This window comes from Paramesorhizobium salinisoli, from assembly GCF_003335045.1.
Classification (GTDB): Bacteria; Pseudomonadota; Alphaproteobacteria; order Rhizobiales; family Rhizobiaceae; genus Paramesorhizobium; species Paramesorhizobium salinisoli.
In genome coordinates, this window is sequence record NZ_QOZG01000006.1 from 183250 (window position 1) to 195494 (window position 12245).

Genomic DNA, 12245 nt, shown 5'->3' on the forward strand with positions numbered 1-12245 from the left:
TCAATAGGAATGGTTCGTTTTGCGCATTAAAAACATTCTCTATTAAAAATAATAACTTCTGAAGACAATAACAACCAAAATGCGCAAGAAAACTTATTTATGTAATCTTCAATTGATGGAGAAGAAAGTTTTGTTAACTATTATTTGTAACGAGAAAGTACATCTTCTATTTGTAGGATAAAATGAAAGTCAATGGATATTTAACAGTGGAACATTGCCGTGTGTAGGCGCTCTCTTTTTTTATTTATCGCTGTACTCTCGCTCATCGGCGCCGCTGCCGCGCCTTCTGATCGGGCGATTGTGCTGTCGCAGAACGATCCGCTGGTTCTCAACCCTGCACCGCTTCCTGCACCTGATCGCCGAAACTGCACCGGAACCGTCCGCATCGTTGAGGCCGAGGTGGAGCGCCCTGTGATCGTCGTCAGCGAGGTCCGCTGTACGCGTTAGGTCCAATCTCGACAGAAAGCTTGACGCGTGTTAGGGCGCTAGTCCTGAGCCTTCTCATACGGATGACTTTCAGGTGGTGGAGATAATAGGATAGCTCTTAGAACGAAAAAAATGATGCGTGGGGGAGCGGAGATTCCGTTTCCATACCGGTCTCATGCCAACGATTATCACGACCACTTTGCAAGAACGCTCGGCCACGCGCTTCTCAGCAAATGGCGTAGCTTCAAGGTGAAGAGAAATCCGGGCGAAATTTGCATATCTCCACTTAAATCGCCCGATATCCGCCCACTCGGGCCAGAAGATATCCCGCTGATTTTCCTGACTCGCAACAGTTTGCGATTTTTGCGGTCGTTCTTGCTGCATTATCGTACATTAGGGGTGACACGCTTCCTCTGTATAGACGACCGTTCGACAGACGGAACACGCGAATTCCTTCTCGAAGAGAGTGACGTCGATCTGTTCGGATCCGACATCCGCTATCGGGAGGCCAATGGGGGCAGGTCATGGCGGGAAGCGATCGTCCAGCTCTACGGTACGAATCGCTGGTATCTGAATGTCGATTGCGATGAATATTTCATCTATCATCAGTATGAGACAAAGAGGCTCCCCCAATTCATCGCGGGTCTGGAGGCCGCGGGCATAACGCATTGTCCTGCGCCGATGATCGATTGCTATCCGGGGGACGCTATCACATCCGCTGTTTTTGATGGATCGAGCGATGTGATGCCGTGGGAGATAGCCAATATGTTCGACGTGGAGGGTTATCGCCTGCTTCGCACGGGATCGGGCATGATCATGTCAGGCGGCCCAAGAGCCCGAGTCCTGAACAACCCGGATATCCATGACGAGCTGATGAAATATCCTCTCGTTTATGTGGAAGGTGAAATCACCTTCGGTGTAAGCATACACAAGCCATGGCCGTTCACCCGGAATTTCTCGCCAATCATGGGATCATTGCTGCATTTCAAGTTCTTCGATCAGACAGAGAAGCTCGTTAGAGAAGCCATAGCGGACAACCAGTATTATCGGGGGTCCAGATCATATAAGAACATGCTCGAAGCCATCAAAAAGGGACAGCTCGATTATCTCCGCTCGGAGATTTCCAACGAATTTCGCAATTCACAGCAATTGGCGGAACTCGGCTTCTTCAAAACCGTGTTTTAAAACATGATCCTTCCGCGCTTGTCCGTGCAGACGGATAGGCGCTCCAGGGAGTCGAAAGGTCGGAATCATTGAAACTGCGTCGTTTTGAGTTTGTCACCAGGATGCGGCGATCTCTGCTGTATAGAATCTCAAGGCCCCGACCACCGCAGCATCCGTCCAGATTCAGCGGACCGGTCGTCGTCGTTGGCTCCGCGCCGGTTTCAACCATTCCCGCAGGGTTTGATGATCGTTTTCACGTGATCACGGTGAACGGCTCCCAAAGCGTTATCGGCGAATGGGGTGTCGATGTGCCGGATGCAACCTTCATGCAGTTCAACCAGGTTGAGGGCCAGACGACAAATGCCATCCATGTTCGCAAGGTATTGGAGGGTAAGCGGACGAAGCTCCTCTATGTCGTTCGCTGGCCGCAAAGTCTTGGCCGGCTCAAGTCTGGGCTTGCTGCCTTCAATTACGTCTATGATGAGTTGAGGTTGGTCAATCGTTTCACGCGCATGGCGATGTATGAAGGCGTGATGGGAAAGCTCAATGTCGAGATCAACGACGACATGAAGTTTTCGAACGGCATCACTGCCGTATTCTATGCGCTGCTGAACGGTGCAAAGGCTGTGATCATCACCGGGATCGATCCCGATTCCTCGGGGCACATCTATAACGACGCCAATATGAAACGTCTGCATGCCGGAACCGACAAGCAGATACTGCAGGCACTGATCGATGAGGGGCATCCATTGTTCACGGCCGATCCGCATGTCGCCAGCGTATCGGGTCTGCCGCTTTGGACAGATGAAACCCTCACGACGAAGGCGCAGAGACAGCGCTAGGGGGATCGGCATTCACCGCATCAGATCATTGAAGCGGCGATAGACGAAGCTTGAGAGATGCCGGGTACTTCAGCCTTGGCGCGTTGCGCAGCGACGCAAGTGTTTTTATCGATTGAAGCACCGCTTGATGCGGTTGCGCCGTCGGTAGACGGGCACATGCGTGATGCTTATCGGACTTGAACGCGGAGGATACCGTCGGCGTGGCGGGAAGGGCCGGGGGGCGGCCCTTCCGAGATCAAACGAAGCCCTTGGTCAGTTCCAGCGCCTGGCGTTCGAAGAGCCTGCGATAGACGCCGTTCTCGCGCCGGATGAGTTGGGCATGGTCGCCTTCCTCAATCACACGGCCCCGGTCGAAAACCAATAGCCGGTCGAGGGAGCGGACGGTGGAGAGCCGGTGCGCGATGACCAGCGTCGTGCGGCCGACCATCAGCCGTTCCATCGCCTCCTGGATCAGCACCTCCGATTCCGAATCGAGGCTTGATGTCGCCTCATCGAAGATCAGGATGGGCGCGTCGGCCAGAAAGGCCCGGGCGATCGCGACACGCTGGCGCTCGCCGCCGGAAAGCTTTACACCGCGCTCACCCACCAGCGTCGCATAGCCCTTGGGCAGGCCCGTGATGAATTCGTGGGCACTTGCAAGCCTTGCGGCGCGCTCCACCTCGGCCATCGACGCGCCAGGCCGGGCATAGGCGATGTTCTCGGCCAGCGACCGGTGGAACAGGATCGGCTCCTGTTGCACGATGGCGAGCGCCGACCGCAGCGACGCTTGCTGAACCTGCGCGATATCCTCGCCGTCGATCAGGATGCGGCCATCGGTGACGTCATGCAGCCTCTGGATCAGCTTGACGAATGTGGTCTTGCCTGAGCCGGAGTGCCCGACGAGGCCGACGCGCTGGCCCGCAGGGATCGACAGAGAGAAGTCCCGGTAGAGCGGCTTGGCATGTCCGCCATAATGGAAGGTGACATTCTCGAAATCGATACGCCCGTTTTCGATGCGGATCGGCACAGCGCCGGGACGGTCCTCGACGCCGAGCGGCTGGTCATGGATATCGACCAGTTCTTCCATCTCGTTGACCGAGCGCTGTACGTTGCGCACATGCATGCCGACATCGCGCAGATATCCCTGCAGCACGAAGAAGGAGGTGAGTACGAAGGTGATATCGCCGGCGCTTGCGCGGCCTTGGCTCCAAAGGACGATCGCGAAGCCGATGACCGCCGCGCGCAGAATGAGCAATGTCACACCTTGCGCGGTGCCGTTGATCGTGCCACGCACCCAGGTGCGGCGCGTGCGGCTCCGCCACTTTGCGATTACCGCTCCAAGGCGCGTATCCTCGCGTGCTTCCGCACCGAAGGCCTTGACGACCGCGTTGCACGAGACGGCATCGGCCAGTGCCCCGCCGAGACGCGTATCCCACGCATTGGCGAGGCTCGCCGCCGGCGCGACATAACCCAGCGAAAGCGCGACCGTAAGGGCGACATAGAGAACCGAGCCGACAGCCACGATCAGCCCCATCATCGGCCAATACCAGCCAAGCAGGAGAGTCGTGCCCACCAGCATGACGGCAGACGGAAGCAGCGCCACCAGGATCGTGTCGTTCAGGAGGTCGAGCGACCACATGCCGCGCGTGATCTTGCGCACGGTCGAGCCGGCGAAGCTGTTGGCGTGCCAGTCGGTCGAAAAGCGCTGCACCCGGTGGAACGCGTCGGCGGCGATTTCCGACATCATCTTCAGCGTCAGGTCGGTGATGCCGATAAAGGTGACATAGCGCAGGATCGTGGCGCCGCCCGAAAGGGCAAGCAGCATGAAGAAGGCCGCCATTGCCGCATTCCAGGCGACTTCGTCTGTGGCCGCACCTCGCGCCACGGCATCGACCAGATGGCCGGAATAAAGCGGGGTCAGCACGTCGGCCATCGTCGAGATGAGCACGGCAACAATAATGACGGCGAGCCTCACCGGCTGACGACGCCAATGGGCGCTCAGGAAACGGAACACACTGCGAAAAGCGTTGCCCCGCAAGGCATTGCGGAAAGAAACCATGATATCAGCCGGATGCAGACGCATCCGGTCCCAAATCGGAAATTCGTGAAAACGTCGCCGTGACGGAAAATACGTCTTTCAGGCGGTGCCGGGATACTACCGAGCGCGTCCCATGCGGGAGGGGCTCGGGCGGCAGCTGCCTTGACGTTCCGACGCGAGGAGTGGTCGGTGGTGACCTAGTCGCGCATGATCCTCAAGCCGCTGCCTTGCTGAGAAGAATCGAATGCTGGCATTCGTAGCCTCCTTTGAAGGACTGAACGGGACGATCTTCATAGACGGTCAATCCGGATTCGCCAAGTCCTCGCTAATTCTTTCATTGTTATGTGTGATCAAGGTGCAACAGGCCATTATAACAGCAATGTTAGGGCCGTTGCACTGAGGAGGATCGCTGGCCCTTTGACTTCAAGCACTACTGATGCATGATCGGCCGTACTATGAAGACATTTTCCGGACCTGGAGGCACCATGCGTATCAAGAAAAAAGCGGTGGCCGTTATCTTGTTTCTGCTTGCTGTCAGTCCTTTTCCAGGGGAGGGAGCGCTTGCCGAGCGGCCCGCACCTTCAGGCGGCGTGCTGTCGCTTCTCCCGCCGCCACAGACGACCGACCATTCGATCTCCCTTGCCGGGCGCATGCTGCACTATCAAGCAAAAGCCGGCACCGTGTCGCTTCTGTCCGCCAAGGGCGACGTTACCGCAGAGATATTCTACGTTTCTTACACGCGCTCAGGCGAAGCCTCCGGCAATGCGAAACGCCCTGTCACCTTCGTTTTCAATGGGGGTCCGGGAGCGGCATCCGCCTATCTGCATCTCGGCGCTATCGGCCCCCGCGTCATACCCACTGCGCCCAATGGTGCGTTTCTGCCGCCGCCGCAAGCGCTTGTGGATAATCCGGATAGCTGGCTCGACATGACAGATCTCGTTTTTGTTGATCCTGTGGGGACAGGGTATAGCCGCGAGGCTCCCGGTCAGGAGGCGCGCAGTTTCTGGGGTGTCAATCAGGATGCGACCGCGATGGGATCGTTCATCCGCCTATATCTCACCCAGACCGGCCGCATCGGATCGCCGGTCTTTCTTGCGGGCGAAAGCTATGGCGGGTTTCGGGCCGCGCTTCTTGCCAAAACGCTTCAAGACGACGCCGGGGTGAATGTGAACGGAGTCGTGCTGATCTCACCAGCGCTCGAATTCATGCTGGTGCGGCCTGACGAATTCGACCCTCTGCATTGGGCGCTCGAACTTCCATCCCTTGCCGCAGTGCGTTTGCAAAGTGAAGGGATCACGGGCGATGCGCTGCGGGCGCAACTGGCCGAAGTCGAACGCTATGCGCTCGGCGACTATCTCACCGCCATTGCCGGCGGGCTGGAGGAAGGCGGGCAGCGAGCAAGCCCGCGTGTGGCGGAGATCACCGGCCTGCCGCTCGACCTCGTCCAACGGAATTTCGCGCGTATTCCGACAGCGCTCTTCGCAAAGGAGTTCGCACGAGCCAGGCGTGATGTCCTGAGCGCTTATGACGGCGCGATCGCGACGGCGGATATCGATCCCGCCAGCGGTAGAAATGCCGGCCCTGACCCTGTGCTCGATCGCAGTGTGCCGGCGCTGACCTCGGCGTTTGTGGCCTATGCACGCGACGAACTGAATTTCCGCACCGATATCAGCTATCGGCTCTTGAACGGCGAGATCAGCCGCGTCTGGGATTACGGAACGACGCCTGCGCGTCAAGGCTATGCTGGCGTCATGAACGATCTCCAGCGGGCGCGCTCGCTGAACCCCGCTCTGGGTGTCCTGATCGTCAATGGCTATACGGATCTCGTGACGCCTTACATGACGTCGCGTTATCTGGTGGACCAGGTTCCCTCCCTTGCCGGAGCAAAGCCCATGCGCCTTACGGTCGTGGAGGGAGGGCACATGATGTATTTTAGGGCGGATGGGCGGCGGGCGCTGAAGGAACATGCCGCCGAGCTTTATGCCGATACGGTGGAATAGATCCGGTTGTCCTTGACCCGCCGCTGCTCCGGGCTCATTCTATGCTTGCGAAATGGGAGCGGTGCCTGATCGGCATATGTGTTCACGCCTCGGGAGGAGCGCATGGACGAACATTCTTTTGATCGTCATGCAGATCGGGTTCAGGCCGCGATCGCGTCTGATGCCGCCGCCAAATCCGCGCTGATAGCGTCCTGGCGCAGGTCCTGCAATCTCCACAGGCTCGATCCGGCTCATAGAAAATCTCCAAAGCGTCTGACGGATATCGAACTCGGTGAGGCCCGGCAAAAAATCGAGCCGCTTCTTGCCGCAGCCAAGTCCAGCCTGGACAGACTTTATCTGGCGGTGGGCGGGGTGGGGTGCTGCGTTCTGCTGGCGGATCGCGACGGCGTGCCTGTCGAGCGGCGCGGGGCAGTTGCCGATGACGAGACTTTTCGGGAATGGGGCCTGTGGACCGGATCAGTCTGGAGCGAAGATAGCGAGGGCACCAACGGCATCGGCACCTGCCTGGTGGAACAGCGGGCGCTCACCATCCACCGTGATCAGCATTTCCTGACGCGCAATACGGCTTTGAGCTGCACGACCGCACCCATTTATGATCATGAGGGAAATCTGGTCGCGGCCCTGGATGTATCGTCCTGCCGCGCCGATCTGACGGAGGGGTTCGTCAATCTGATTTCGATGGCGGTGATCGACGCGGCGCGGCGCATCGAAATCGATCATTTCCGTATGTCTTTTCCCAAGGCGCGCATTTTACTGGCGCCGGTCGCCGACAAGAGTGGCAGAGCCCTGGTCGCGGTCGATGCCGATGATCTTGTGATCGGTGCGACGCGTGCCGCCCGGCTGGCATTGGGGATCACACCCGATTGTTTGGAGAAACCCGTTCCAGTGAGCAGCCTGTTCGGCTCGACGATCGAGGCGGAGAATTTTGACCAAGCGGAGCGCGGCGTCCTGCAACGGGCGCTGGCCCGCGCAGACGGCAATGTCTCGGCCGCCGCCACGCTTCTCGGCGTCAGCCGCGCCACATTGCACCGCAAGCTGAAGCGTTTCGGGGTTTCTCGACCGCATTGATTTTCCAGACCGGCCAACTGTCGCAGGATTGCGACAGTTGTGGCATGTGATCGTCTTTGAGCGGGCTGACAGCAGAAGCACCAATGGCGATGCTTTCCTCCGGAACGCCGCATCCTGCGGCGTCGCTTCTCGGGAGGAAGTCATGAACAAAATTGAGTTTTCCCGCACGGCAAAGGTTCCCTTCGCCAAGCGCTATGACAACTTCATCGCCGGCCAGTGGGTCGCGCCAAAATCAGGAAGGTATTTCGAAAACATTTCACCCGTGACAGGCAGACCGCTCGGCGAGATCGCCCGTTCTGATGCCGCAGATATCGAAGCAGCGCTCGATGCCGCGCATACGGCCAAGGAGGCATGGGGGCGCACGAGCGCTGCCGAGCGCGCCGTGATGCTCAACCGGATCGCCGACCGCATGGAAGAAAATCTCGATCTTCTGGCGCTTGCCGAAACATGGGACAATGGCAAGCCGATCCGCGAGACGACCGCCGCCGACCTGCCGCTCGCCATCGACCATTTCCGCTATTTCGCCGGCGCTATCCGCGCCCAGGAGGGCGGGATTTCCGAAATCGACCATGATACGGTCGCCTATCACTTCCATGAGCCGCTGGGCGTCGTCGGCCAGATTATCCCGTGGAATTTTCCTCTGCTGATGGCCTGTTGGAAGCTCGCCCCGGCGCTCGCCGCCGGCAATTGCGTCGTCCTCAAGCCTGCCGAGCAGACGCCGGCGACGATCATGCTGTGGGCGGATCTCATTGGCGATCTGTTGCCTGCAGGCGTGCTCAACATCGTCAACGGTTTCGGCCTCGAAGCGGGCAAGCCGCTTGCCTCGTCGCCGCGCATCGCCAAGATCGCGTTTACCGGCGAAACGACGACCGGGCGGCTGATCATGCAATATGCCAGCCAGAATCTGATCCCCGTCACACTCGAACTGGGCGGCAAATCGCCCAACATCTTCTTCAAGGACGTGACCGCGGCGGATGATGACTTTTTCGACAAGGCGATCGAAGGCTTCGTTATGTTCGCCCTCAATCAGGGCGAGGTCTGCACATGCCCGAGCCGGGCGCTTATCCAGGAAGACATCTACGATGAATTCATGGAGCGGGCGCTGAAACGCGTCGAGGCAATCGTCCAGGGCGATCCGCTCGACCCCGCCACGATGATCGGCGCGCAGGCGTCGTCCGAACAGTTGGAGAAGATCCTCTCCTATTTCGACATCGGCCGGCAGGAAGGCGCCGAAGTCCTGACGGGCGGCGAGCGCAACGAATTGCCAGGCGATCTCGCCGGCGGCTATTACGTCAAGCCGACCGTCTTCAAGGGACACAACAAGATGCGTGTCTTCCAGGAGGAGATTTTTGGGCCGGTCGTTTCGGTCACGACCTTCAGGGATGATGACGAGGCGCTGTCGATTGCCAACGACACGCTTTACGGTCTGGGAGCCGGCATCTGGAGCCGTGATGCAAACCGCTGCTATCGCTTCGGTCGTGCCATTCAGGCCGGTCGGGTCTGGACAAACTGTTACCACGCCTATCCGGCGCATGCGGCATTCGGCGGCTACAAGCAGTCCGGCATCGGGCGCGAAAATCACAAGATGATGCTCGACCATTATCAAAATACCAAGAACATGCTTGTCAGCTACAGCCCGAAGAAGCTCGGCTTCTTCTGAACCGGCAATATCGGCGGCGCGGCTCTGGCGGGCCGCGCCGCCCATTTCAGGGAGGATCGCATGAACGATAAGGTGTCAGCCACGCCTGCCGCATTGGAGCTGCTTCGTGAAATCATCGAAGAACACGGTCCTGTGCTGTTCCACCAGTCCGGCGGCTGTTGCGATGGCTCATCGCCGATGTGCTTTCCGCAAGGCGATTTCATCGTGGGTGATAACGACGTGCTGCTCGGGCATATCGGCGACGCCCCGTTCTATATCAGCGCTTCGCAGTTCGAGGCTTGGAAGCATACAGACCTCATCATCGACGTGGTGCCCGGCCGCGGGGGTATGTTCTCGCTCGACAATGGCCGCGAGAAGCGGTTCCTGACCCGCTCGAAGATTTGTGCTGTTCGCTAGGTGGTGTGGACAAGCCTGATCCATCGCAGCGTGCAATTTCTGGCTGACAACAGCGGCCCCCATCGCTAATGTGGCTTTATGGCCGGAGGCGGCCAGCAGCCCGCGCCCCTTCAAGGGGCATGGCGAACGCCTTCCACTCAATCCTTCCTGACCGTTCAACCGTCGGGCGAAGGCGTTGGTAATGCGGGCGCTGACGAAGACTTCGCCGTGACGAAGGAAACGGACATGCGCGACTATCGCGATTCAAAGGCCATGGCGAAAGCCATGCGGGAAGCACTTGCCGAGCGCGACATAACAATCACCCACAGCGAGGCGCTTGAGATCGTTGCCCGCCAGTTCGGGTTGATAAACTGGAACATTATGTCGGCGAAGATCGACAAGGACGAGGCGGCTCGGTCCGCCCAGGGGATCGCCCTTGAGCAGGCGGTTCCGATTGTTCGCATCTTCGATGTTGCAAAGGCGAGTGAGTTCTATCTCGGATTTCTCGGCTTCGCCGTTGATTGGGAACACCGCTACGGAGACAATTTTCCGCTTTATATGCAGATCTCGCGATCCGGGCTGAGGCTGCACCTGTCGGAACACGCCGGAGACGCTACACCCGGCGGCAATATGTGCGTCTATATGACGGGCATCCGTGATCTTCACAAAGAGCTTCAGGCCCAGGACTATCGCTATATGAAGCCCGGGCTTCAGGACGACGGGGATCGGGTGGAACTGCAGGTCATCGACCCCTTCAACAACCGCATCCGGTTCATGGAGATCAAAAGCCGATAAAAACAATGGTCTGTGGCGATCCGCTGGAGCTATGACTCAACGCTGCTCTTTGAGGGGAGCAGCGTTGAGTCGAGGACCAATGAGCGATCCGCAACGGGCGTTCTTCGCGCCGTTTCTCATTAAGAACCGCTCGTGCGGCGGCGGGAGGATTACCGCAAGGTCGCTGCGTTCGTCTTCCGCAGTGACTAGCCAGAACTTCTGGGCCACTTTAACTTGCGTTGGAAATCGCGAAGAAAGTAAGGGCAACTGCATGACGGGAGCCGACCTTGCCGATATTTACCGGGACTATATTGCCTGTTTGAACCAACAGGACTGGTCGAACCTGGGGCAGTTTGTCCATGAGGACGTTCATTACAATGGTAAGCGGATTGGCTTGTCAGGGTATCGCGAAATGCTGGTGGAGGATTTCCGTGCGATTCCGGACCTTTATTTTTGCATCCAACTACTGATCTCCCAGCCACCTCATATAGCAAGCCGCCTGAGCTTCGACTGCACGCCGAAAGGAATCCTGTTTGGTCTTCGGGTAAACGGGAAGAGAATCTCGTTTGCGGAGAACGTGTTCTATGCGTTCCGGCACGGGCGGATCGAAAAGGTTTGGTCCGTCATAGACAAGGCCGCTATCGAAGCCCAGCTCTAGCGAAAATTCAGCGGGTAAACGTATCGATTTCCCTGATCAGGTCGAGCGGGCCGGTCAGCGCTGTTCGCGGTTGGACAAGTTCAGGGGCGATCAGATGGATTTTGGCCGCCGGACGGCTTTCCTCCATGATCTCGAATGCCTTGGCAAGCATTCCCGCGACATCCTGTCTGATCATGAGGACGGGGAATGGGAGAAACGAACCGAACGGGTCATAATCGTAGCAGCCCACGACGATATCCGCGAAAGTTTCATGCGGATGCTGCGCGAGGAAGCGCAAAAAACCCTCGAAATTGATCGAGGAATTGATGAAAAGACCGCGTGGCACTTTCTTTTCGCGCGCATAATATGTCTCGAATGCCTTTTGCGTCATGTCCGGTGAATAGCCGGTTGGCTGGATGCACTCATCCGGATCCGCGCCAAGCATCTGCCTCTTGACGTCGCGAAAACCCCTTATGCGTTCGCGGGTGGCATGATCATCGCGCCCGCCGAACAGATAGACCTCATCGGGTTCCGGGGAGCCGGTTGCCGCCAGTCGCTGAATGATTGCCTGCGTCAGCATGCGGGCACCCTCATAATTGTCGCTGATCACGGAGGGCGCCTTCGTTCCAGGAAGGTCGATATTGATGTGCCGGATGCCGGCGGCTTCGCACAGCACATGGACCCCATCAGGGTCGGTCGCACCGGCAATAAACAACTCATCGATCGAATAGGAAATCAGCGTTTCGACGGTCGCCTGTTCTTCCACGGGATCGCGGCAGGCGCTGACGACGACAGGGCACTTTCCGTGACTGCGCACTTCGGCTTCGAATGTCTGGGCCATCGAGGAGAAATAGCGATTGTCATGTACCGGCAGCAGCAGACCGACGAGACCGGAGCGGGAGCTTCTAAGCCCTCTTGCCTGCAGGTTGGCGGTATAGCGGTGTTGTTCGGCAAGGCTCTGGATGCGTTCGGCCGTGCTTTGCTTGATGCGGCGCTTTTGCCAGGTGCCGTTCAAAACCGCGCTGACCGTGGAAGGGGAACATCCGGACAGAATGGAAAGATCGTAGATCGTCGCCTTCTTCTTGCTTTGATGATTCATGCCCGTACCTCCTGACCCTCCCTTAGTGCCGATCTGCTCTTGACGAAAGTTTAATTCTCAAAGATATTGAATGCACCATCGATTGTGCAAAACGAAATATCGATTGTGCATGGCGTGGTGCCGCTTGAGGAGGCGGTGAATGGGAGGATGCGAAATCCGCGTCAAATCGGTCTGACCTGGGAG

The 12245-nt window shown here is 58.1% G+C and carries 10 protein-coding genes; 8 read left to right on the top strand and 2 right to left on the bottom strand.

The window, feature by feature from the left end:
* The first annotated feature begins 561 nt into the window (after positions 1–561).
* A complete protein-coding gene (locus DUT91_RS15630) occupies positions 562–1611 on the top strand; it encodes a glycosyltransferase family 2 protein (protein WP_281032617.1) in 1050 nt (349 codons plus the stop codon).
* A gap of 236 nt (positions 1612–1847) precedes the next feature.
* On the top strand, positions 1848–2432 hold the full coding sequence (locus DUT91_RS15635) for a membrane-anchored protein (RefSeq protein ID WP_245419746.1): 585 nt from the start codon (positions 1848–1850) through the stop codon (positions 2430–2432).
* Between the two features lie 235 nt (positions 2433–2667).
* On the opposite strand, the gene DUT91_RS15640 is transcribed toward DUT91_RS15635, so the two are convergent.
* Positions 2668–4470 carry an ABC transporter ATP-binding protein gene (locus DUT91_RS15640; protein WP_114441615.1) on the bottom strand — a complete coding sequence of 601 codons (1803 nt, stop codon included), beginning with the start codon at positions 4468–4470 and terminating at the stop codon, positions 2668–2670.
* 464 nt (positions 4471–4934) lie between these two features.
* Here DUT91_RS15640 and DUT91_RS15645 point away from each other — a divergent pair, with 464 nt between their 5' ends.
* The 6 genes from DUT91_RS15645 (at position 4935) to DUT91_RS15670 (ending at position 10984) form a co-directional block, all read left to right on the top strand.
* Positions 4935–6449: a S10 family peptidase gene (locus tag DUT91_RS15645; protein ID WP_114441616.1), complete on the top strand. Its 1515-nt coding sequence runs from the start codon at positions 4935–4937 to the stop codon at positions 6447–6449.
* Between the two features lie 102 nt (positions 6450–6551).
* Positions 6552–7517: a GAF domain-containing protein gene (locus DUT91_RS15650; RefSeq protein ID WP_114441457.1), complete on the top strand. Its 966-nt coding sequence runs from the start codon at positions 6552–6554 to the stop codon at positions 7515–7517.
* 142 nt (positions 7518–7659) lie between these two features.
* On the top strand, positions 7660–9177 hold the full coding sequence (gene adh / locus DUT91_RS15655) for an aldehyde dehydrogenase (RefSeq protein ID WP_114441458.1): 1518 nt from the start codon (positions 7660–7662) through the stop codon (positions 9175–9177).
* A 60-nt stretch (positions 9178–9237) separates the two neighbouring features.
* Positions 9238–9573, top strand: coding sequence for a DUF779 domain-containing protein (locus tag DUT91_RS15660; protein WP_114441459.1), 336 nt, complete (start codon positions 9238–9240; stop codon positions 9571–9573).
* A 225-nt stretch (positions 9574–9798) separates the two neighbouring features.
* Positions 9799–10347, top strand: coding sequence for a glyoxalase superfamily protein (locus DUT91_RS15665; protein ID WP_114441617.1), 549 nt, complete (start codon positions 9799–9801; stop codon positions 10345–10347).
* Positions 10348–10597: 250 nt separating this feature from the next.
* Positions 10598–10984: an ester cyclase gene (locus DUT91_RS15670; RefSeq protein WP_114441460.1), complete on the top strand. Its 387-nt coding sequence runs from the start codon at positions 10598–10600 to the stop codon at positions 10982–10984.
* Positions 10985–10991: 7 nt separating this feature from the next.
* On the opposite strand, the gene DUT91_RS15675 is transcribed toward DUT91_RS15670, so the two are convergent.
* The gene (locus tag DUT91_RS15675; protein ID WP_114441461.1) at positions 10992–12062 is read right to left on the bottom strand and encodes a LacI family DNA-binding transcriptional regulator; all 1071 of its coding nucleotides are present in this window, start codon (positions 12060–12062) and stop codon (positions 10992–10994) included.
* Positions 12063–12245: the final 183 nt, after the last annotated feature.

Coding starts and splice junctions, on each gene's coding strand:
- DUT91_RS15670 (WP_114441460.1), top strand. CDS start 10,598: ATGACGGGAGCCGACCTTGCCGATATTTACCGGGACTATATTGCCTGT.
- DUT91_RS15665 (WP_114441617.1), top strand. CDS start 9,799: ATGCGCGACTATCGCGATTCAAAGGCCATGGCGAAAGCCATGCGGGAA.
- DUT91_RS15630 (WP_281032617.1), top strand. CDS start 562: ATGCGTGGGGGAGCGGAGATTCCGTTTCCATACCGGTCTCATGCCAAC.
- DUT91_RS15645 (WP_114441616.1), top strand. CDS start 4,935: ATGCGTATCAAGAAAAAAGCGGTGGCCGTTATCTTGTTTCTGCTTGCT.
- DUT91_RS15650 (WP_114441457.1), top strand. CDS start 6,552: ATGGACGAACATTCTTTTGATCGTCATGCAGATCGGGTTCAGGCCGCG.
- DUT91_RS15675 (WP_114441461.1), bottom strand. CDS start 12,062: ATGAATCATCAAAGCAAGAAGAAGGCGACGATCTACGATCTTTCCATT.
- DUT91_RS15640 (WP_114441615.1), bottom strand. CDS start 4,470: ATGGTTTCTTTCCGCAATGCCTTGCGGGGCAACGCTTTTCGCAGTGTG.
- DUT91_RS15660 (WP_114441459.1), top strand. CDS start 9,238: ATGAACGATAAGGTGTCAGCCACGCCTGCCGCATTGGAGCTGCTTCGT.
- adh (WP_114441458.1), top strand. CDS start 7,660: ATGAACAAAATTGAGTTTTCCCGCACGGCAAAGGTTCCCTTCGCCAAG.